The organism is Streptomyces sp. B21-083 (assembly GCF_036898825.1).
Lineage (GTDB): Bacteria > Actinomycetota > Actinomycetes > Streptomycetales > Streptomycetaceae > Streptomyces.
The window spans coordinates 3,088,770-3,109,879 of the sequence record NZ_JARUND010000001.1 but is presented as its reverse complement, the minus strand read 5'-3'; the positions used below and the strand labels follow the sequence as shown (position 1 = coordinate 3,109,879).

Annotated in this window: 18 protein-coding genes and 1 tRNA gene; 16 read left to right on the top strand and 3 right to left on the bottom strand. The window is 68.9% G+C overall.

Features of this window, described 5'->3' with window-relative positions:
- Window positions 1-663: 663 nt before the first annotated feature.
- Complete coding sequence (locus QA861_RS13805) at window positions 664-1,149, top strand: hypothetical protein (RefSeq protein ID WP_334588628.1); 486 nt, start codon at window positions 664-666, stop codon at window positions 1,147-1,149.
- A 244-nt stretch (window positions 1,150-1,393) separates the two neighbouring features.
- Here the strand turns inward: QA861_RS13805 and QA861_RS13800 are convergent, their stop codons facing one another.
- Window positions 1,394-1,819 (bottom strand): type II toxin-antitoxin system VapC family toxin, encoded by a 426-nt coding sequence (locus QA861_RS13800; RefSeq protein WP_334588627.1) that lies wholly within the window; start codon window positions 1,817-1,819, stop codon window positions 1,394-1,396.
- Complete coding sequence (locus QA861_RS13795; RefSeq protein ID WP_334588626.1) at window positions 1,816-2,019, bottom strand: hypothetical protein; 204 nt, start codon at window positions 2,017-2,019, stop codon at window positions 1,816-1,818. The genes QA861_RS13800 and QA861_RS13795 overlap by 4 nt, the downstream gene beginning before the upstream one ends.
- 733 nt (window positions 2,020-2,752) lie before the next feature.
- Here QA861_RS13795 and QA861_RS13790 point away from each other — a divergent pair.
- From QA861_RS13790 to QA861_RS13780, 3 genes are all read left to right on the top strand, one after another.
- Window positions 2,753-3,199: an HNH endonuclease gene (locus QA861_RS13790; protein ID WP_334588625.1), complete on the top strand. Its 447-nt coding sequence runs from the start codon at window positions 2,753-2,755 to the stop codon at window positions 3,197-3,199.
- Window positions 3,196-3,390, top strand: coding sequence for a helix-turn-helix transcriptional regulator (locus tag QA861_RS13785; protein ID WP_334588624.1), 195 nt, complete (start codon window positions 3,196-3,198; stop codon window positions 3,388-3,390). Before QA861_RS13790 ends, QA861_RS13785 begins: the two co-directional genes overlap by 4 nt.
- Window positions 3,391-3,467: 77 nt before the next feature.
- Complete coding sequence (locus QA861_RS13780) at window positions 3,468-4,847, top strand: tyrosine-type recombinase/integrase (RefSeq protein ID WP_443041555.1); 1,380 nt, start codon at window positions 3,468-3,470, stop codon at window positions 4,845-4,847.
- Between the two features lie 727 nt (window positions 4,848-5,574).
- Here QA861_RS13780 and QA861_RS13775 read toward each other — a convergent pair.
- Window positions 5,575-5,646 (bottom strand) — tRNA-Arg (locus QA861_RS13775).
- 164 nt (window positions 5,647-5,810) lie between these two features.
- On the opposite strand from QA861_RS13775, the gene QA861_RS13770 reads away from it, so the two are divergent.
- The 12 genes from QA861_RS13770 to prmC all read left to right on the top strand — a co-directional run bounded on the left by QA861_RS13770 (window position 5,811) and on the right by prmC (window position 21,091).
- Window positions 5,811-6,317: a response regulator gene (locus tag QA861_RS13770; protein ID WP_334588622.1), complete on the top strand. Its 507-nt coding sequence runs from the start codon at window positions 5,811-5,813 to the stop codon at window positions 6,315-6,317.
- Between the two features lie 154 nt (window positions 6,318-6,471).
- Window positions 6,472-7,491, top strand: coding sequence for an ArgS-related anticodon-binding protein NrtL (nrtL, locus tag QA861_RS13765; RefSeq protein WP_334588621.1), 1,020 nt, complete (start codon window positions 6,472-6,474; stop codon window positions 7,489-7,491).
- Window positions 7,492-7,525: 34 nt separating this feature from the next.
- Window positions 7,526-8,917 carry a diaminopimelate decarboxylase gene (gene lysA, locus QA861_RS13760; protein ID WP_334588620.1) on the top strand — a complete coding sequence of 464 codons (1,392 nt, stop codon included), beginning with the start codon at window positions 7,526-7,528 and terminating at the stop codon, window positions 8,915-8,917.
- Window positions 8,918-9,066: 149 nt separating this feature from the next.
- Complete coding sequence (locus QA861_RS13755; RefSeq protein ID WP_334588619.1) at window positions 9,067-10,359, top strand: homoserine dehydrogenase; 1,293 nt, start codon at window positions 9,067-9,069, stop codon at window positions 10,357-10,359.
- Window positions 10,360-10,365: 6 nt separating this feature from the next.
- A complete protein-coding gene (thrC, locus tag QA861_RS13750) occupies window positions 10,366-11,424 on the top strand; it encodes a threonine synthase (protein ID WP_334588618.1) in 1,059 nt (352 codons plus the stop codon).
- A gap of 298 nt (window positions 11,425-11,722) precedes the next feature.
- The gene (thrB, locus tag QA861_RS13745) at window positions 11,723-12,652 is read left to right on the top strand and encodes a homoserine kinase (protein ID WP_006381659.1); all 930 of its coding nucleotides are present in this window, start codon (window positions 11,723-11,725) and stop codon (window positions 12,650-12,652) included.
- Between the two features lie 512 nt (window positions 12,653-13,164).
- Window positions 13,165-15,231, top strand: coding sequence for a transcription termination factor Rho (gene rho / locus QA861_RS13740; RefSeq protein ID WP_334588617.1), 2,067 nt, complete (start codon window positions 13,165-13,167; stop codon window positions 15,229-15,231).
- Between the two features lie 226 nt (window positions 15,232-15,457).
- Window positions 15,458-17,218 (top strand): trypsin-like serine protease, encoded by a 1,761-nt coding sequence (locus tag QA861_RS13735; protein WP_334588616.1) that lies wholly within the window; start codon window positions 15,458-15,460, stop codon window positions 17,216-17,218.
- Between the two features lie 207 nt (window positions 17,219-17,425).
- Window positions 17,426-18,523: an LCP family protein gene (locus tag QA861_RS13730; protein WP_334588615.1), complete on the top strand. Its 1,098-nt coding sequence runs from the start codon at window positions 17,426-17,428 to the stop codon at window positions 18,521-18,523.
- A 203-nt stretch (window positions 18,524-18,726) separates the two neighbouring features.
- Window positions 18,727-18,951, top strand: coding sequence for a 50S ribosomal protein L31 (gene rpmE / locus QA861_RS13725; protein WP_006381676.1), 225 nt, complete (start codon window positions 18,727-18,729; stop codon window positions 18,949-18,951).
- Window positions 18,952-19,062: 111 nt separating this feature from the next.
- On the top strand, window positions 19,063-20,139 hold the full coding sequence (gene prfA, locus QA861_RS13720; protein WP_334588614.1) for a peptide chain release factor 1: 1,077 nt from the start codon (window positions 19,063-19,065) through the stop codon (window positions 20,137-20,139).
- 112 nt (window positions 20,140-20,251) lie between these two features.
- Window positions 20,252-21,091: a peptide chain release factor N(5)-glutamine methyltransferase gene (gene prmC, locus QA861_RS13715; RefSeq protein ID WP_307626935.1), complete on the top strand. Its 840-nt coding sequence runs from the start codon at window positions 20,252-20,254 to the stop codon at window positions 21,089-21,091.
- Window positions 21,092-21,110: the final 19 nt, after the last annotated feature.

The following is a 21,110-nucleotide window of genomic DNA, read 5'->3' as shown; positions in this document are numbered from 1 at the left end:
GAGCCAGGAGGCCGGCTGCTGGTCCGGACGCGGGCCGGTACTGGCGGCTCGGTGCGGTCGTCACTGTGTCGTCACTGAACAGCCCACGGCTGTCGCGATGAGCCCGGCGTGGATGAACGTAAGGGTGCGAGGCTCTTGGCCCGCGGCGCCTACCACGTCCTGCTCAGCCTCTCTCCCGCCCTCAAGCGGGAGCGTGTCGTCTTCGCCAACCCGCTCGCCAGGCTCTTCCTTGCAGCCCCTGTACAGCTGCCCGGACCTCTCCCCGGACACCGGCTGCGCGGACTGCTGGACTCCATCGGCAGCCCGTCGGGGCATCTGGCCGGCAGCCTGGTGGCCGTTCTCATCAAACGTCCACGCCGAACACCCCGACAAGGCGCTGCCTTGCATCCGCTGAAGCAGGTCAGGTCAGGCAAGGCAAGGCAGGGCAGCGCAACGGGCGTGTCGGCTGTGGTTACGGCCGGGCTTGAGGAGCCACGGAAGCCAACGTCCTGTCGAGGGCGGCGGCGAAGGTGCCACTGGATCCGCTTTCGAGCCAGGCTTGCTGCGCCGCGACGAGACAGCCCACAGCGGAACCATCGTCAACATCAGCTCCATGGGCGGCAAGCGCGCCACGCCCCTGGGGGGCTGGTACCACGCCGCCGAGGCGCTCAGCGACGCCTGCGCATGGAGACACGGCAGTTCGGTATCGACGTCGTCGTCGTCGAACCCGGATCGATCCGCACCGAATGGGGTGCCATCGCCGCCGAGACACTCAAGGAGACCTCCAGCAAGGGCGCGTACTCGACCCTGGCCGAAGGGGTCGCCAAGATGCTCGCCGCGAGCTCGCAGCCCGACGCACGCATGATCTCGGCGCCGTCGGTCATCGGCAAGACCATCGTCAAGATCGCCAAGGCGCGCCGCCCGCACATGCGCTACCGGGTCGGTTTCGGGGCCGCCCCACCATGTTCCTGCGCTGGCTGCTGCCGGACCGCGCCTTCGACCTCGTCATCCGCAGTGCCTTCGACGTCTGATCCAACTCTGGTCTCAGGAGAGATCGGCCCTCTGTGGGCCCGCGCCCCAACGCGCCGCAGGGGGGGCGTTATCCACGGCATGTGGAGCGGGATGTGCGCCTCGATAAGAGCAACGATCAAAAGACCGTCTGCGTTGTGACGTGAACGCAAAAACTCCCGACCTGCATTTCTGCAGGTCAGGAGTTTTTTTCCGGAGTGCCCCCGGCAGGATCCGAACCTGCGCACACGGCTCCGGAGCACATTCGGAGTTCGGCTTGCGTATTGGCTCTGACTAGCGGGTTCCTTGATCACGGATGGCGGACGAAGACGTCCTGTATCGCAGATAATGCGTAGAGGCGGGAAACTGCGGCCGTGCGCGCTCGGAGAGCTCCCGCCGCGCGGGGTTACAGGTCGTACGGCAGCAGCTCGAATGAGGGCACGTGGTTGGGTCGTACGACGCTGAAATGCCGTCGGTCGACGGTGGCCACCTGCTTCGCCTGCCAGCGTTCCGCGATGGCGACGACACACGCGTCCGTGCCCCCGAGCGGGAGGCTGGCGTACTGCCGTACGAGGTGGGCCATGCGCTCGATGTCGTCGGGCATGACACCCGTGACGGTGCCGAGCTGTCCGGACGCGAGCGCGTCGAGGAACGCGGCCTCGACCTGGGCTCCGCATCGGGTGCCGATCAGGTGGCAGGCTTCCGCGATGACCGGTGCGGGGATCACGAGGTTGCGGGGGTGGACGCTGTCGTACCAGCGGGCGCATGCCGCGTGGTGGTTGTCGTCGGCGTCCGCCAGGGCCACGAGCGGGCCCGTGTCGACCACGATCACTCGCCGAACCCTGTTTCCCGCAGAATCTCATCCGCGCGGGCGGCCGTGTCGGAGTGCCCGGAGCGGCCCATGCCGATGAACGAGGGCCGCGCCGGACGGGACGCGGGCCCTATGAACGGCCGCAGGGTCTGCACCACGGCGTCCAAGTCGTCATCCTGCACGCGGTCGATGAGCGCGTGCAGCTCTTCCCGTGTCGTCATGGTCCCAGGGTAGCCATGGGGCCCGCCGGCGGTTCGGCTCTCACCGTTGAAGAGCTACCGCGACAGCTCTCGTTCCGCCCTCGAATCGGCTGCAATAGGTTCCGTTTCTACGGGGAAGCGGCGGGGGAGGCGCCAGGGAGGCGGGGAGTTCTCCCTGAGTGCCTCCCTGGGGTGCCTCCCTGTATCTGACCTGTGTAGATCGACGATCAGGGAGGCGGGGAGGCGCGCAGGTCAGCCCCCGAAAACCCCTCTCTGGAGGCATCCGGCAGGGGGTGCCTTTGCCTCCCTGGACCGTTCTCCGGCTCATTCCGCTTACTCCGGTACTTGCCCGAGTCATCCCCCTGGCGTCGCCCACGGGTAGAGGGGGGCCCGCGCTACCGGTTGCGGTCCGGCGCGCCGCCGCCCCGGGTCAGAGCGGTCTGTGGGAGGGGCCGTGAGATTGAGGGAGGTCCTTACCCCGGTAAGGGGGTAGGTAGGGCCGTCTGACCTGCGGGGTAAGGCGGGTAGAGGGGGGCTCCCGCCCTCTACCGGGAGGTCCGCCACGCCGCCACAGTGCCGGTCAGAGGGGGTGATCACGTGGCGGATCGCTCCCACGTGGCGGATCGGTGCCGCCACAAGCCTCTAAGAGCAATGAGGACCGCCCTGCCGGGCGGGCAACCTTCGGGCGCCCACTCGTCTGGGAGGTCCCGCCGGACCGCGACCACCGCTGGACACGGTCCCTGCGGGCGGACTGGTGACCGCGACCACGGCCGCTCGCCGGATCAAGACTGAGACGCGCCGCTTGCGTCGACGGCAGCTCGCTGAGCGCCACGGGCTGCGCTGCGCCTACTGCCGTCGCCCGTTCGCCACCGTGCGGGAAGCGACGCTCGATCACATCGTGCCCAACTCGCTGTGGCGCACGGCCACGGTCACCGCGCTCGTGCTGGCCTGCCTGGACTGCAACCACCGCAAAGGTGACCGCTTCCCGCTCTCCCTGGCTCTGTTGCTGCTGCGCCAGATCGACCCGACTCGCCCCGTCATCCGCCCGACCGGCCTCCCGGTACTGGCCCGACTCGCACACGCCAACCACCCGATCTACGCCGCCAGTAGGCTGCCCGACTCGACTGCGCATCGGTCGCCCCGTGGCCTGCCCGAATCGGTCCTGAACGACCCGATCGAATCCGAAAGGACGGCGGCATGAGCGCCCGCCCGATGGACGAGAAAATGACCGTTTCCGAGGTGCTCGCGGACCTGAAGGTTGCCCCGTCGACCTTCTACCGGTGGCGCCAACTCGGGAAGGGACCCCGCGCCATCAAGCTGCCGAACGGTGACGTGCGTATCCGCCGATCCGAGTACGAGCGCTGGCTTAACGAGCGGGAGGACGCTGCGTGAGCACGACGGAAGACGTCACCACCCCGGCCGTCCGCCCGCACGGGTCGGCCCGATCGGGGTACTCCCTCGATGTCCGGCTGTGGAAGGTCACGAGGGTTGACCGGAAGGCGCGTCCGTATCAACTCCGTTGGGTCGTAGGCGGGAAGGTGAGCAGCGCGACGTTCGCCACGTCTGCACTTGCCGAGAGCCGACGTTCGGAGCTCCGGCAGGCCATGCGTCGGGGGGAAGCGTTCGAGATCTCCAGTGGACAGCCTGAGTCCGAAGTCCGTGCGGTGACTGAGGCGGCGGCAACGGCGGCTGAGGCCAAGCCGTCGCTGCGGTGGTTCGAGTTCTGCCGGAAGTACCTGGCAGGGCGGTGGCGCATGAGCGCTGCGAAGACACGTGAGGGCATGGCGGACGGGCTTGCGGCGGTGGCGCTGGCCATGGTGAAGCGCGAGGGGGCCCCTGACGACACGCTCCTACGGCTCGCGTTCCGGTGGGGGATCGTGCCCGCGAACGCGGGGGACGATCCGCCGGCCGAACTGAAGGCCGCGTACGAGTGGCTCACGACGGAGGATCGGCCGGTTGCCGACCTGGTCGACGCAGGGGTGTTCGAGGACGTGCTGTACCGCCTCAGCTATCGACTGGACGGAACCCCGGCGGCGGGGGAGACGCACAAGCGGCGGCGCCGCGCCCTGAACACCGCCCTCGAACACGCGGTGGCCACCAAGGAACTCCCGGAGAACCCCCTGCAAGGGGCCCACAAGAAGCGCGTAGGCTCCGGAGCGGTGGTGGACCGACGTGTCCTCGTGAACGCCGTACAGGGGCGCCAGTTGCTCACCGCCGTCTCGTACGTCGGCTCATGGGACCGCAACCGTGGGCGGCGCCTGACGGCGTTCTACGGGGTGCTCTACTACGCGGGGCTCCGACCCGCTGAGGCGGTGGGACTGAGGCTCTCTGACTGCCACCTACCGGAGTCGGGTTGGGGCACGCTGACGCTGCGGGAGACGCGTCCCGTCTCCGGGAAGCAGTGGACCGACTCGGGGGAGCGGCACGACCGCCGGGGCCTGAAGGCGCGTGAGGCAGACACGGACCGTCCGGTCCCCATCCCGCCCGTCCTGGTCGCCATCCTTCAGGCCCACCTGAAGGAGTTCGGGACCGCCAAGGAGGGGCGGGTGTTCGGGAACGAGCGCGGGGGAGTCGTCGGCTCATCCACGTACTGGCGCGTGTGGGAGGAGGCACGACTGTTCGCCCTCCCGCCGGACCGCGTCGACTCGCCGCTCGCCGGGCGCCCCTACGACCTGCGGCACGCATGCATCACGCGATGGCTCAACGCGGGAGTACCGATCGCTGAGGTGGCCCGGCGCGTCGGCAACTCCCCGGAAGTGATCCACCGCCGCTACCACGGCTGTATCGACGGACACGAGGAAGCGGCCAACGAGAAGATCGCAAGGGCGCTGGAAGAAGAGGGCGACTAGACACGGCGTGTGAATGGGGCGCTCAGGCGCGTTCTACTTACGATCGCCTGTTCCATCGTCAGCGAGAGCCTCCCGTGCAGCGGTGATGAAGTCTGCCAGTAGGCCCGGGAGTTCTTCAGGCGTGTGACGGGTCGGGATCAAAAAGAATGAGGATGAGGTGTGGGCCCGAACTAGTTCCGCGCAAGCCTTCGAACTCCGCTCGATGTCGCAGGCTATTCGTTCGACCTCTGGTGGCCCAACCAACGCAACGTCTATCCATGCCTCTCGCACTCTGTGGGCGGCGCGTGCGACTACGGCGGGGTACTGGCTTACGTCTAGATCATCCTCAGGTCTGGCCACGAGAGGAGGATCAAGCTGTGTGTGATGCTCCATTTCCCTAGCGGCGTCGATGAAACGCTTGTAGATGTCGTTACGGGGCTCTCGTCTTTGGCGTCGGTCTTCGGCACGTGCCGCGATCCTGGTTTGCTCACGCGCAGCCCACCCAGTGGCGAAGGCGGCTCCCGTCGTTGCGAGGGAGCCTGCGACCGCACCGAGCACCGCAGCCAATCCTGCATCCATGCCACATAGCCTCTCGCGAACGCGTCGGACGGGTGTCTCGTGTATCGCAGATAGTGCGTGGACAGTGAGAGAGAGCAAGAAAGAGCGGGAGTCAGTGAGACTGACTCCCGCTCTCTCAAGTCGGCATCCGCCCAGCTCAGCGCATGATTCGTGCTGGCTGTATGGCGAGTGCCCCCGGCAGGATTCGAACCTGCGCACACGGCTCCGGAGGCCGTTGCTCTATCCCCTGAGCTACGGGGGCGTGTCTGGCGCGTTGCGCTGTGACGGGTAGAACCCTACCAGCTCGTTCGGGGTGATCAGGAACGGGTTTCGGGAGCCTGCGGCGGACCCGGCCGGTGTTCGATCGGGGCTGTGGAAGTAGGCAAAAGCCGGACGCGGTGGCCGGTCTCGACCTACCCTCGACTTGTGCCAGGCGTGTCCGGCCGGGTGCTTGTTGTGGACGACAACAAGGTCATCCGGCAGCTGATCAGGGTCAACCTCGAACTGGAGGGTTTCGAGGTCGTGACCGCGGCTGATGGTGCCGAGTGTCTGGATGTCGTTCATCAGGTCTGCCCCGATGTGGTCACCCTCGACGTCGCGATGCCCCGGCTCGACGGTCTGCGCACCGCCGCCCGGCTGCGTGCCGATCCCCGTACCCGCGACCTGCCCCTCGCCATCATCAGCGCCTGTACGGAGTACGAGGTCGAGGCGGGGCTGGAGGTCGGCGTCGACGCGTTTCTCGCCAAGCCCTTCGACCCTTCCGAACTCATCAGCCTCGTACAGCAGTTGGCCGAGCGTGGGCGGGACGGCGCCTCCCTTGGGAGCGCCCTCGGGCCTCCCCTCGAACCTGCGGCCGTGCCGCCCCTCGGATCCGTTGACCCCCTCGGCGCCCCCGGAGAAGCCGAGCGTGCCGGCCGGGGTGTCGGCGGCTGAGACCGGCATTCGCCGTTCCCTCTGTTCGTTCCACCCCTTCTCTTCCCCTCTCCACCTCATTCTCTTCCCCTCTCCTCCTCCCCCTCCGTCCACATGCCGGACGCACCGCAAACCCAGTCGCCTACCCACCCCCCTCCTCCCATACGCTGGTCCCGTGACCCCCGTCGAGCTCTCCCGTACCGTGCTGTGCGCGGTACGTCGTGCTGTCGACGCGGGAGAACTGACCGTCGCCGTCCCCGCACGCGCCGTCGTCGCGGCGCCAAGGCCCGGCGGCTCCGGGGACTACGCCACGAACATCGCGCTGCAGCTGGCCCGGCCCGCCGGCCGCACCCCCCGATACGTCGCCGAGGTCCTGTGCGAGCGGATCAGCGCCGCACCCGGCGTCCGTGGCGTCGAGATCACCGGGCCCGGATTCCTCAACATCAGCCTCGACAGCGCCGCCCCCGCAGCCCTCGTACGGGAGATCCTCAGCCAGGGCCTGCGCTACGGACACGGCGACGCCCTCGCCGGACAGTTGCTGTCGGTACGGCTGCCCCTCGCCCACGAACCCCGAGCCGAAGCCGTCGCCGACGCGGTCGCACGGATCGTCGCCACCCAAGGCGCCCGCGTTCAGTTCCACCGCGGCGGCACCGGAGAACAGGGCGACCGAGGCGAGCGGTACGTCGAGGTCCTTGACCTCCGCAACCTTCCCCCCGCCCGCAGCGACCCCGCCCCCCTCGGCCCCGACGCCGCCCGCTGGGCGCTTCTTCATCCCGCCCCGCACGACCGGGTCCGGGTCGGCGCCGAGCATCTGGTCCAGCGGGAGAGCAACCCCCTCTTCCGGGTGCGTTACGCCTACGCCCGTACCCGCGCCCTCGGCCGGAACGCCGCCGACCTCGGCTTCGCCGCGTACGCCGGTGACCTGGACGACGTACCGGCCCCCCTTCACGTCGTCCTCGCCGACCACCCCCGTCTGCTCCTCGGCGCCGCCACCCACCGCGCCCCGGACCGGCTCGCCCGGCATCTCGTCACCCTTGCCGATGCCACGCTCGCCTTCCTCCCCATCGTGCTGCCGCTCGGCGACGAGAAACCCTCGGCCGCCCACCGAGCCCGGCTCGCGCTCGCCGAAGCCGCCGGGACGGTGCTGGCCGGCGGCCTGTCCCTGCTCGGTATCGACGCACCCGAATATCTTTGAATCACCTCTGACACCTCTGAGGAAGCACGCAGTCATGAGCCGTTCCGCACACCCCGCCGGGCCCCGTCACGCCGATGTGCTGCCCGAGGGCCACCCCTCCGCGCCGCCCGCCGACCTCAACCACCTGGACCCGAAGGTCTGGGCGTCGACCGTCGCCCGTACGCCCGACGGTGTCGTCACCGTCGGAGGGGTCGAGGTCACGGCGCTCGCCGAGGAGTTCGGCACCCCGGCCTACCTCATCGACGAGGTCGACTTCCGGGAGCGCGCCCGTGCGTGGCGTACCGCCTTCGGGGCCGACGCCGACGTCTTCTATGCCGGCAAGGCGTTTCTCTCCCGGGCCGTCGTGCGCTGGCTGCACGACGAAGGGCTCAACCTCGATGTCTGTTCCGGGGGCGAGCTCACCACCGCTCTCTCCGCGGGGATGCCCGCCGACCGCATCGCCTTCCACGGCAACAACAAGTCCGTTGACGAGATCGAGACCGCCATCCGCGCCGGTGTCGGGCGGATCGTGCTCGACTCCTTCCAGGAGATCGTGCGCGTCGCCCACATCGCGCAGTCCCTCGGTAAGCGGCAGCGCGTGCAGATCCGTATCACCGTGGGCGTGGAAGCCCATACTCACGAATTCATCGCCACCGCCCACGAGGACCAGAAGTTCGGCATTCCGCTGGCCGGCGGACAGGCCGCCGAGGCCGTGCGGCGGGCTCTTCAGCTCGATGGACTCGAGCTGATCGGCATTCACTCGCACATCGGGTCGCAGATCTTCGACATGTCCGGGTTCGAGGTCGCCGCCCATCGCGTCGTGGGGCTGCTCAAGGACATTCGTGACGAGCACGGGATCGAGCTGCCCGAGATCGACCTCGGGGGTGGGCTCGGTATCGCCTACACCAGCGCCGACGACCCGCGCGAGCCGCACGAGATCGCCAAGGCGCTCCACGAGATCGTCAGCCGGGAGTGTGAGGGCGCTCGGCTCCGTACTCCCCGTATCTCCGTCGAGCCCGGGCGCGCCATCGTCGGGCCCACCGCCTTCACCCTCTACGAGGTCGGCACCATCAAGCCTCTCGACGGGCTGCGCACGTATGTCTCCGTCGACGGCGGGATGTCGGACAACATCCGGACCGCGTTGTACGACGCCGAATACAGCGTCGCGCTCGTCTCCCGGACCTCCGAGGCCGCGCCCATGCTGGTGCGGGTCGTCGGCAAGCACTGTGAGAGCGGGGACATCGTCGTCAAGGACGCCTTCCTGCCCGCCGACCTGGCACCGGGTGACCTGATCGCGGTGCCGGCGACCGGCGCGTACTGCCGGTCCATGGCCAGCAACTACAACCACGCCCTGCGCCCGCCCGTCGTCGCCGTGCGGGAGGGGGAGGCCCGGGTGATCGTCCGGCGGGAGACCGAGGAGGATCTGCTCCGGCTCGACGTGGGATGACGGCAGAATCTCCGAAGGCGGCGGAAGATCTCCTGTCTTCCGCCGCCCGGAAAACGAAATAGACATCTCACGATCCGGACGATGGATAGAAAGTTCAGTCCGGTGAGTGAGACTTATGAACCGTAGACGGTATGAGGAAACGAGGTCGGATGATGCGTACGCGTCCGCTGAAGGTGGCGCTGCTGGGCTGTGGGGTCGTCGGCTCAGAGGTGGCGCGCATCATGACGACGCACGCCGACGATCTCGCCGCCAGGATCGGCGCTCCCGTCGAGCTCGCGGGCGTCGCCGTACGGCGGCCCTCCAAGGTCCGTGAAGGCATCGACCCGGCCCTCGTCACCACCGACGCCACCGCCCTCGTCAAACGAGGCGACATCGACGTCGTCGTCGAGGTCATCGGCGGTATCGAACCCGCGCGGTCCCTCATCACCGCCGCCTTCGAGCACGGCGCGTCCGTCGTCTCCGCCAACAAGGCCCTCCTCGCCCAGGACGGCGCCGCCCTCCACGCCGCCGCCGAGGAGCACGACGCGGACCTCTACTACGAGGCCGCCGTCGCCGGTGCCATCCCCCTCATCCGGCCGCTGCGCGAGTCCCTCGCCGGCGACAAGGTGAACCGGGTCCTCGGGATCGTCAACGGCACCACCAACTTCATCCTCGACAAGATGGACTCGACCGGCGCCGGTTATCAGGAGGCCCTCGACGAGGCCACCGCCCTGGGCTACGCGGAAGCCGACCCCACCGCCGACGTCGAGGCGTTCGACGCCGCCGCCAAGGCCGCCATCCTCGCCGGAATCGCCTTCCACACGCGCGTGCGCCTCGACGACGTCTACCGCGAGGGCATGACCGAGGTCACCGCCTCCGACTTCGCCTCCGCCAGGAACATGGGCTGCACCATCAAACTGCTCGCCATCTGCGAGCGGGCCGGGGACGGTCGGTCCGTCACCGCGCGCGTGCACCCGGCCATGATCCCGCTGACGCACCCGCTCGCCTCCGTGCGCGGCGCCTACAACGCCGTGTTCGTCGAGTCCGACGCCTCCGGTCAGCTGATGTTCTACGGGCCCGGAGCCGGCGGTGCGCCGACGGCCTCCGCCGTGCTCGGTGACCTCGTCGCCGTGTGCCGCAACCGGCTCAGCGGGACCACCGGTCCCGGCGAGTCGGCGTATGCCGCGCTGCCCGTCTCGGGCATGGGCGATGTGGTCACCCGCTATCACATCAGCCTCGACGTCGCCGACAAACCGGGCGTTCTCGCCCAGGTGGCCACCGTGTTCGCCGAGCACGGTGTTTCCATCGATACGGTTCGGCAGACGGGCAAGGACGGCGAGGCCTCCCTTGTCGTCGTCACCCATCGTGCGTCCGACGCCGCCCTGGGCGGAACCGTCGAGGCGTTGCGCAAGCTCGACACCGTGCGGGGTGTCGCAAGCATCATGCGGGTTGAAGGAGAGTAACCAGCAATGACCCACCAGTGGCGCGGAATCATCGAGGAGTACCGGGACCGGCTGCCCGTCTCCGCCAGCACACCGGTCGTGACGCTTCGCGAGGGCGGCACGCCTCTCGTCCCCGCGCAGGTGCTCTCCGAGCGCACGGGCTGCGAGGTCCACCTCAAGGTGGAGGGCGCCAACCCGACCGGGTCCTTCAAGGACCGCGGAATGACCATGGCCATCACCCGGGCCAAGGAGGAGGGCGCCAAGGCGGTCATCTGTGCCTCCACGGGCAACACGTCTGCCTCCGCCGCCGCGTACGCCGTGCGCGCGGGCATGGTCTCGGCCGTCCTCGTGCCGCAGGGCAAGATCGCCCTCGGCAAGATGGGGCAGGCGCTCGTCCACGGCGCCAAGATCCTCCAGGTCGACGGCAACTTCGACGACTGCCTCACCCTCGCCCGCTCCCTGAGCGACAACTACCCTGTGGCGCTGGTGAATTCGGTCAACCCGGTGCGTATCGAGGGCCAGAAGACGGCCGCCTTCGAGATCGTCGACATGCTCGGCGACGCGCCCGACATCCACGTCCTGCCGGTCGGCAACGCGGGCAACATCACCGCGTACTGGAAGGGCTACACCGAGTACGCCGTCGACGGCATCGCCCGGCGCACCCCGCGCATGTGGGGGTTCCAGGCGGCCGGCAGTGCGCCGATCGTGCGCGGCGAGATCGTCAAGGACCCCTCGACGCTCGCCACCGCGATCCGCATCGGCAACCCGGCCTCCTGGAAGCAGGCGCTGGCCGCGCGCGACGAGTCGGGCGGCCTCATCGACGAGGTGACGGACCGTGAGATCCTGCGCGCCTACCGGCTGTTGGCCGCGCAGGAGGGTGTTTTCGTCGAGCCGGCGTCCGCCGCGTCCGTCGCCGGTCTGCTGAAGCTGGCCGAGCAGGGCAAGGTCGACCCGGGCCAGACCATCGTCTGCACGGTCACCGGCAACGGCCTGAAGGACCCGGGCTGGGCCACCGAGGGCGCACCGAAGCCGGTCGTCGTCCCGGTGGACGCCGCGACCGCCGCCGAGCGACTCGGACTCGCGTAGACCGGGTACTGAAACGCCGGAAGTGGGGTACTCCCCACGTCGGGTGCACAGGGGGCTTACGACACGCATCGTGCGCCTCCTGTGCGCCCTATGTCGCCACAGAACCTTCCTTCGATAAGCTGGGGTGAACCCGCCCGCCGCATATGCCCCCGCGTATGGCGCGGTGCCGCGTTGCCTCAGCGGCCGAGGGTCTCCCCGTAGGTCTCCAGCCGTTCTTCCAGTAGCCGTTTCCCGCCGTTTCCCAGTGCCGTATCGAACGTCTTCGACGAAATCGCAGCTCAAGGAGAGTCATCGAGCGATGGCCGGTCCAGCGTTCCGTGCCGCCGCCGTCCGGGTGCGCGTCCCCGCCACCAGCGCCAATCTCGGTCCGGGCTTCGACGCCCTCGGCCTGTCGCTGGCGTTGTACGACGACGTGGTCGTCCGGGTGGCCGACTCCGGGCTGCACATCGACATCGCGGGTGAGGGCAGCGAGACCCTCCCGCGCGACGAGAACCACCTGCTCGTACGGTCCCTGCGCACCGCCTTCGACCTGCTGGGCGGACAGCCCCGCGGCCTGGAGATCGTGTGCGCCAACCGGATCCCGCACGGACGGGGACTCGGCTCCTCCTCGGCGGCCATCTGCGCCGGCATCGTCGCCGCGCGGGCCGTCACCATAGGCGGCGACAGCCGGCTCGACGACGAGGCGCTGCTCGAACTCGCCACCGAGATCGAGGGACACCCGGACAACGTCGCGGCCTGTCTGCTCGGTGGGTTCACGCTCTCCTGGATGGAGGCCGGCGCCGCCCGGGCGATCAGGATGGAGCCCGCCGGTTCAGTCGTCCCGGTGGTGTTCGTCCCCGGGAAGGCGGTGCTCACGGAGACCGCGCGAGGCCTCCTGCCGCGCACCGTCCCGCATGTCGACGCCGCCACCAACGCGGGACGCGCGGCCCTGCTCGTCGAGGCTCTGACCAGGCGTCCCGAGCTGCTGCTGCCGGCCACCGAGGACCGGCTGCACCAGGACTACCGCGCCCCGGCCATGCCGGAGAGCACGGCGCTGGTGGAGCGGCTGCGGGCCGACGGCATCCCGGCGGTGATCTCCGGCGCCGGACCCACGGTCCTGGCGCTGGCCGACGAGGCGACCGCCGACAAGGTCTCCCGGCTGGCGGGCGAGGGCTGGGCCGCCAACCGGCTCGGCCTCGACGCCCGGGGCGCGAGCGTTCTGCCGCTCGCGGCACCCGGAGAGAGTTAGGGCGACGACATCAACGGGGCGCGCACCAGGGAACTTGCGGCATTAGACGCCGCGGCGATCGAGGCCGCGACATTTAACGCTGCGACATCCAACGCTGTGACATTCAACTACATACGGTTGCCGGATTTGGAGAGGGGGAATGTTTGTTGGATCCGGTAGTGTTAACCTCAAGTCTGCACCCGACCCCACCATGGCGAGGTGCTTTCTGTCCCCGTCCGGGACAGACATTCTTCCGGGAGCCCCCCAAGCCACTCTGTGTTTCATGCGGCGTTCGATTCGTCGTGTGCAGGCGCTGAGCGGCATTCAGGGCACGCTCCGGAACCGGTGTGACCAAGCCGCCTGACACGGACAGTCAGTGTCACGGTTTTGGGAAGCGCCATCACCAGAAACCTCTTCCGCCGCTTCGGCGGACCACCGCCCCGGCACGGTCCACTCATGAAGGATCGCAGCCGGACAGCAAAACCGGTCGCCGTGCCAGACAGGCCGACGTCCGCTCCAGGGAAGGACCCTTCGTGAGCGACACCACCGATCTGATGGGCGCACGTGTCGAGGAGACCGCTGCGGCGCCCTCCACGGACGCCTCCGCGCCTGCCACGGGTGCCGGCTCCCGGCGGCGCCGCGGTACCGGCCTCGACGGCATGGTGCTGGCCGAACTGCAGCAGGTCGCATCCGGCCTCGGGATCAAGGGCACCGCGCGGATGCGCAAGAGCCAGCTGATCGAGGTCATCAAGGAGGCGCAGGCCGGGGGCGGGACCCCCAAGGCCGCAGCCGCCCCCGCCGGGGACGCCGTCGAGACCAAGCCCAGGCGCCGCGCCACCTCCAAGGCCCGCACGGGTGAGGACACCGCGCCCGCCGCCGAGAAGAAGGCGGCCGTACAGGTCGTCGAGGCGCCCGCCGAGAAGGCCGTGGCCCAGCAGCAGATCGAGATCCCCGGCCAGCCTGCCAGCGACGACGCCCCGGCCGAGCGCCGCCGGCGCCGTGCCACCGCCGAGGTCGGCAGCCCCGAGACGGTCGTAGCCGAGGCGAAGAGCGAGCCGAAGGGCGAGACGCAGGCCGACACCGGTGACGGCGACGGCCGCCAGGGCCGCCGTGACCGCCGGGACCGTAGCGACCGCGGTGACCGCGGCCGGGACCGCGACCGCCGTGGCGCCAAGGGCGACGAGCAGCAGCCGGCCGGTGCCCAGCAGCGCGCCGCCCAGCAGGGTGGCCAGCAGCAGACCGGCGGCCGTCCGGACCGCCAGGAGCGGCAGGACCGGCAGCAGCGCGACCAGCGTGACCAGCGGGACAGCCAGCCGCGCGACAACGGCCCGCGCGACAACGGGCCGCAGGACGACGACGACTTCGACGGCGGACGCCGTGGCCGTCGCGGTCGCTACCGCGACCGCCGTGGCCGTCGTGGGCGCGAGGAGTTCGGCCCGAACGAGCCGCAGGTCGCCGACGACGACGTCCTGATCCCCGTCGCGGGCATCCTGGACATCCTCGACAACTACGCCTTCATCCGTACGTCGGGCTACCTGCCGGGTCCCAACGACGTGTATGTCTCCCTCGCCCAGGTCCGCAAGAACGGCCTGCGTAAGGGCGACCACGTCACCGGTGCCGTGCGTCAGCCCAAGGACGGCGAGCGCCGCGAGAAGTTCAACGCGCTGGTGCGTCTCGACTCGGCCAACGGCATGGCGGCCGAATCCGGGCGCGGGCGGCCGGAGTTCAACAAGCTGACCCCGCTCTACCCGCAGGACCGCCTCCGTCTGGAGACCGACCCGGGCATCCTCACCACCCGCATCATCGACCTCGTCGCGCCGATCGGTAAGGGCCAGCGCGGTCTGATCGTGGCCCCGCCGAAGACCGGCAAGACCATGATCATGCAGGCGATCGCCAACGCGATCACCACCAACAACCCCGAGTGCCACCTGATGGTCGTCCTGGTCGACGAGCGTCCGGAAGAGGTCACCGACATGCAGCGGTCGGTGAAGGGCGAGGTCATCTCCTCGACCTTCGACCGCCCGGCCGAGGACCACACCACGGTCGCCGAGCTGGCCATCGAGCGCGCCAAGCGCCTGGTGGAACTGGGCCACGACGTCGTCGTACTCCTGGACTCGATCACACGTCTGGGCCGTGCGTACAACCTCGCCGCCCCGGCCTCCGGCCGCATCCTGTCCGGTGGTGTCGACTCGACCGCCCTGTACCCGCCGAAGCGCTTCTTCGGTGCGGCCCGAAACATCGAGGACGGCGGCTCGCTGACCATCCTCGCCACCGCGCTGGTGGACACCGGGTCCCGCATGGACGAGGTCATCTTCGAGGAGTTCAAGGGCACCGGCAACGCCGAGCTCAAGCTCGACCGGAAGCTCGCCGACAAGCGCATCTTCCCGGCGGTGGACGTCGACGCGTCCGGTACCCGTAAGGAAGAGATCCTGCTCGGCAGCGACGAACTCGCCGTCACCTGGAAGCTGCGCCGGGTGCTGCACGCGCTCGACCAGCAGCAGGCGATCGAACTGCTCCTCGACAAAATGAAGCAGACGAAGTCGAACGCCGAGTTCCTGCTCCAGATCCAGAAGACCACGCCGGGCAACAACAACGACTGACGGTCGGTAAGTAGTTCGGGCAGTTACAGCAGTTCCAGCGGTTCACGTAGTTCGAGCAGTTCATAAAGGGCCATCCCCTGTTAGGGGGGTGGCCCTTTATGGTGTATGCGACAGGTGTACGATCGCGCTCTTCGGGCCGATTCTCGTGGTGTGCCCGAACTAACGATCCCTAGGGGGGACTTGAGTGGGTATATCCCTGTCCGGTGAGGGCCGCCACAGACGACGTGTGCGGATCGCCGTTCCTGCGGTCGCCGTCGGCCTCGCCGCCGCGGTCACCGGTGCGCTGATGATGTCGTCCGCGAACGCCGCCACGGCCCTGCCGCGGCCCACCGCCGACCTCAGTCGCAGCACGACCAGCAGCACCGAGCTGGAGAAGCGCGTCGCGGACGCGGCCACCAGTGACGACACCCTGGCTTCCAAGAAGACGACGTTCACCGCGGGCACCGTCGCGGGCACCAAGGACGCCAAGATCATCGGTGGTTCGACGACCACCATCTCGTCGGCGCCGTACATGGCCCAGCTCTGGTACGCCGACGACAAGGGCACGACCGCGACCGGCGACGACGTCGACTTCTTCTGCGGCGGCGCCGTCATCGCGCCGACGAAGATCCTCACCGCCGCGCACTGCGTCAAGGGCTACAACTGGAAGGCCAACGGCGCCGTCATCACCGGCACCACCACGCTTCCGGACGCCGACGGAAACACGGACGGCACCGTCTCGGGCGTCTGGCGCCAGTGGAACAACCCGTCGTACAGCTCGGTGACGTTCGACAACGACATCGCCGTCCTGACGCTCGCGTATCCCGTCAAGGCCGCGCCGATCCGGATGACGACGTCCGGTGACACCACGTCCTACAAGGCGCTCACCAACGCCAAGGTCTACGGCTGGGGGCGCACCAGCTCCACCACCCAGGACATCTCCGCGACCCTCAAGACGGCCACGCTGCCCATCCAGTCCGACGCCACCTGCACGGGCGCGTACGGCAGCGACTACGTCAAGGGCCACATGGTCTGCGCGGGCAAGCCCGCCACCGGCAGCGACACCGGTACCACCACGACCTGCAACGGCGACTCCGGCGGGCCGCTCGTGGTCGCCGGCAAGGTCGTCGGCGTCGTCTCGTGGGGTGTGACGGACTGCGTGGAGAAGGGCGCCTACAGCGTCTTCTCGAAGGTCACCTCGTACGTCGGCGCCGTGTACCCGCGGGTCGAGGACGCGAACCTCAGCGGTGACCAGATGGCCGACCTGTGGCTGCGCCGCGCTTCCACGAAGGTCGCCTACGAGAAGGACTCCAAGGGCACCAGCTTCGGCGCCAGCGAGCCCTGGGGCAACTGGGACGGCGTCAACGTCGTCCTGCAGACCGACCTGAACCGGGACGACTACCAGGACCTGGTGATCCGTGACAGCGCCTCTGGCGCCGTCTACTGGATGCACTACGTGCCCACGTCCGACGGCAGCGGCGGCGCCTGGGACACGAAGCAGATCTTCGCCAACTGGAAGAGCCGCACCCGGATCATCACCCCCGGCGACGTCACCGGCGACTACAAGCCCGACGTCCTCTCGGTCGACTCCGCGGGTGTCCTGTGGATCTACCCGGGCAACGGCAACGGCACCTTCGGGGCGCCGTCGAAGGTCTCCAGCGGCTGGAACCAGTACAACTCGATCGTCGGCCACGGCGACTTCAACGGCGACGGCAAGGCCGACCTGCTCGCCCGCACCAAGACCGGCGGCGTCGGCTACCTCCTCAAGGGCAACGGCAAGACCGGCTCCCAGGCCTTCGTCCCCCGGGTCAAGGTGCGCACCTGGAGCGGCTTCAACACCCTCGTCACGCCGGGCGACGTGACCGGCGACGGAAAGGCCGACTTCCTGGCCCGTACGCCCGCCGGGACGATGTACCTCTACCCGGGCACCGGCAAGGGTACGAGCGAGATCTTCGGCACACCGAAGTCCGTCGGAACCGACTACAAGCAGTGGGACATCATCAGCTGAACCCGCAGGTGATAGGGGTCTTCTGGGTGATTCACGAGGAAGATCCCGCCCGTCCGGTCACGCACTGTGCCCTTCGCGCCACGCGAAGGGCACAGTGCGTTGTGCAACCCTTTTTCCGTAATGACCGTCTGACTGACCGAGTTACGACGGAAAAGGACTGGCCCTGAAAGCAGGGGGTAACCGACCGGACGAGACCGAGGGAAGCGCATGTCCGCCGAGAGCAATCCGCTTGATCCAGCGAAGCGACGCAGCCGCCGCAAGCCCCGTGGCAAGCACTCCAGGGCGCTCCTGATCACCGCATGGGTCGCCGCGGCCATCGTCGTGCTCGGCGGCACCGGCCTCGGTTACGTGTACTTCAAGCTCAACGGCAACATCAAGAGCGTCGACATCAACCAGGTCCTCGGCACCGACCGCCCCGCCGACGTCGACAACGGCTCCGAGGACATCCTGGTCCTGGGCTCAGACACCCGCTCCGGCGCCAACAAGAAGCTCGGCGGCGGCACGGACGACGGCAGCGCCCGCTCGGACACCGCGATGATCGTCCACGTCTACGAGGGTCACAAGAAGGCCAGTGTGGTCTCCATACCCCGGGACACCCTCGTCGACCGTCCCGAGTGCACGGACGTCAAGGGCGTCACGCACGACGCGGCCTCCGGCGTGATGTTCAACTCCGCGTACTCCACGGGGGGCGCCGCCTGCGCGGTGAAGACCGTCGAGTCGCTCTCCGGGATCCGCATGGACCACTACGTCGAGGTCGACTTCACCGGCTTCCAGAAGCTCGTCGACGAGCTGGGCGGCGTCAAGGTGACCACGACGAAGGACATCGAGGACTCCGACAGCCACCTGAACCTCAAGGCCGGCACGCACAAGCTGAACGGCCGGCAGGCCCTCGGGCTGGTCCGCACCCGTCACGGCGTCGGCGACGGCTCCGACCTGGGCCGCATCCAGCTCCAGCAGGCGTTCATCAAGGCCCTCGTCGACCAGATCAAGCATGTGGGCGTCCTGACGAACCCCAAGAAGCTCTTCGACCTGGCGGACACCGCCACCAAGGCCGTCACGACCGACTCCGACCTGGGCTCCGTACGCACCCTCACCTCCTTCGCGACGGGCCTCAAGAGCATCAGCTCCGCCCACATGACCATGATCACCATGCCGGTCGAATACGACCCGGCCAACCCCAACAGGGTCATGGTCGACAAGACCAAGGCACGGCTGGTCTGGAACGCCCTGAAGGCCGACCGCCCCGTCCCGGCAGCCGCCACCAAGGGCACGGCAAAGGGCGACGCGGCAGGCGTGGTGAGCTGAGAAAGCAGGGGCGCAGCCCCCTGCTTTCTCAGGGGCGCGGGTAACTGCGCGACAAGCCACGACGCACCCGCAGGGAATACTCGAGGCGAACCCCCGGTTTGGGGAGATGCGCCCAGTCCTGGCAGACTGGTACGTCGGCCCCGGTTCACGCACCCGCATCCCGCGGAGGCGACCCGGAGCCCTCCCGAAACTAGGAGAACCCCTTGAAGCGCGAAGTCCACCCCGAGTACGTCGAGACGCAGGTCAGCTGCACCTGTGGCGCGTCGTTCACCACCCGCAGCACGATCACGAGCGGCAACATCCGCGCCGAGGTCTGCTCCGAGTGCCACCCGTTCTACACGGGCAAGCAGAAGATCCTCGACACCGGTGGCCGCGTGGCCCGCTTCGAGGCCCGCTTCGGCAAGGCCGCTGCCGGCTCCAAGAAGTAGCGAGGCACCAGCGCCGGTCCACGTTCGCCCTCCGGGGCGTACCTGGACCGGCGTTTTTGGTCGCCCCACTTCCCCCACGTACAGAACGTACAGACGTTTTCAGGAGCCCCCATGTTCGAGGCCGTCGAGGATCTGCTCACCGAGCACGCCGACCTGGAGAAGAAGCTCGCCGACCCGTCGGTGCACGCCGACCAGGCCAACGCGCGCAAGCTCAACAAGCGCTACGCCGAGCTGACCCCGATCGTCGGGACGTACCGCTCCTGGAAGCAGACCGGGGAGGACGTCGGCACGGCGAAGGAGTACGCCCTCGACGACCCCGACTTCGCCGCCGAGGTCAAGGAACTGGAGAAGCTGCGCGAGGAGCTCACCGAGAAGCTGCGCCTGCTGCTCGTTCCGCGTGACCCCAACGACGACAAGGACGTCATCCTGGAGGTCAAGGCCGGCGCCGGCGGCGACGAGTCCGCCCTGTTCGCCGGGGACCTCCTGCGCATGTACCTCCGGTACGCCGAGCGCGTCGGGTGGAAGACCGAGATCATCGACGCCACCGAGTCCGAGCTGGGCGGCTACAAGGACGTCCAGGTCGCCGTGAAGACCAAGGGCGGCCAGGGTGCCACCGAGCCCGGCCAGGGCGTCTGGGCCCGTCTGAAGTACGAGGGCGGGGTGCACCGCGTCCAGCGCGTGCCCGCGACCGAGTCCCAGGGCCGTATCCACACCTCCGCGGCCGGTGTCCTGGTCACCCCCGAGGCGGAGGAGGTCGACGTGGAGATCAACCCGAACGACCTCCGCATCGACGTGTACCGCTCCTCGGGGCCCGGCGGCCAGTCCGTCAACACGACCGACTCTGCGGTGCGCATCACGCACGTTCCGACCGGAGTCGTCGCCTCCTGCCAGAACGAGAAGAGCCAGCTGCAGAACAAGGAGCAGGCGATGCGTATCCTGCGCTCCAGGCTCCTCGCGGCAGCCGTGGAGGAAGCGGAGAAGGAGGCCGCCGACGCCCGCCGCAGCCAGGTCCGCACCGTCGACCGCTCCGAGAAGATCCGTACGTACAACTTCCCGGAGAATCGCCTCTCGGACCACCGTGTCGGCTTCAAGTCCTACAACCTCGACCAGGTACTGGACGGCGACCTCGACGCGGTCATCCAGGCGTGTGTCGACGCGGACTCCGCAGCGAAGCTCGCGGCGGCGTAACACCCGTACGAGCCCAGTACGAGCAAGCCCAGTACGGCCCCGTACGAGTCACGAGTACCGGAGGACCAGCGTGCAGCAGAACATTGGGGGACGGCCCCCGAGCCCCCGCAGCTTGCTGCTCGCGGAGGTGGCCCAGGCCACCCAGCGGCTCGCCGACGCGGGCGTGCCCTCGCCGCGCAACGACGCGGAGGAGCTCGCCGCGTTCGTGCACGGCGTGAAGCGGGGCACGCTGCACACCGTCAAGGACATCGACTTCGACGCCCGCTACTGGGAGGTCATCGCCCGCCGCGAGGCCCGCGAACCGCTCCAGCACATCACCGGGCGCGCCTTCTTCCGCTACCTGGAACTCCAGGTCGGGCCAGGCGTGTTCGTGCCGCGTCCCGAGACCGAGTCGGTCGTCGGCTGGGCCATAGACGCCGTCCGCGCGATGGACGTCGTCGAGCCCCTGATCGTCGACCTGTGCACCGGATCCGGCGCCATCGCGCTGGCCCTCGCCCAGGAGGTCCCGCGCTCCCGGGTGCACGCCGTGGAGCTGTCCGAGGACGCCCTGGCGTGGACCCGCAAGAACATGGAGGGGTCCAGGGTCGACCTGCGTCAGGGCAACGCCCTGGACGCCTTCCCGGACCTCGACGGCCAGGTCGACCTGGTCATCTCCAACCCGCCGTACATCCCGCTCACGGAGTGGGAGTACGTCGCCCCCGAGGCCCGGGACCACGATCCCGAACTCGCCCTGTTCTCGGGCGAGGACGGTCTCGACCTCATCCGGGGTCTGGAACGCACCGCCCACCGGCTGCTGCGTCCCGGCGGCGTCGTCGTCGTCGAGCACGCGGACACCCAGGGCGGCCAGGTGCCGTGGATCTTCACCGAGGAACGCGGCTGGGCCGACGCGGCCGACCACCCGGACCTCAACAACCGCCCGCGCTTCGCGACCGCCCGCAGGGCCACGCCGTGAGCAGCACCCAGACTCTCTA

What these genes read in the sequence shown, in the direction of transcription:
- QA861_RS13805 (WP_334588628.1), top strand. Translation starts at nt 664, where the DNA reads ATGGAGACACGGCAGTTCGGTATCGACGTCGTCGTCGTCGAACCCGGA.
- QA861_RS13755 (WP_334588619.1), top strand. Translation starts at nt 9,067, where the DNA reads ATGATGCGTACGCGTCCGCTGAAGGTGGCGCTGCTGGGCTGTGGGGTC.
- thrC (WP_334588618.1), top strand. Translation starts at nt 10,366, where the DNA reads ATGACCCACCAGTGGCGCGGAATCATCGAGGAGTACCGGGACCGGCTG.
- QA861_RS13785 (WP_334588624.1), top strand. Translation starts at nt 3,196, where the DNA reads ATGAGCGCCCGCCCGATGGACGAGAAAATGACCGTTTCCGAGGTGCTC.
- thrB (WP_006381659.1), top strand. Translation starts at nt 11,723, where the DNA reads ATGGCCGGTCCAGCGTTCCGTGCCGCCGCCGTCCGGGTGCGCGTCCCC.
- QA861_RS13730 (WP_334588615.1), top strand. Translation starts at nt 17,426, where the DNA reads ATGTCCGCCGAGAGCAATCCGCTTGATCCAGCGAAGCGACGCAGCCGC.
- prfA (WP_334588614.1), top strand. Translation starts at nt 19,063, where the DNA reads ATGTTCGAGGCCGTCGAGGATCTGCTCACCGAGCACGCCGACCTGGAG.
- QA861_RS13795 (WP_334588626.1), bottom strand. Translation starts at nt 2,019, where the DNA reads ATGACGACACGGGAAGAGCTGCACGCGCTCATCGACCGCGTGCAGGAT.
- lysA (WP_334588620.1), top strand. Translation starts at nt 7,526, where the DNA reads ATGAGCCGTTCCGCACACCCCGCCGGGCCCCGTCACGCCGATGTGCTG.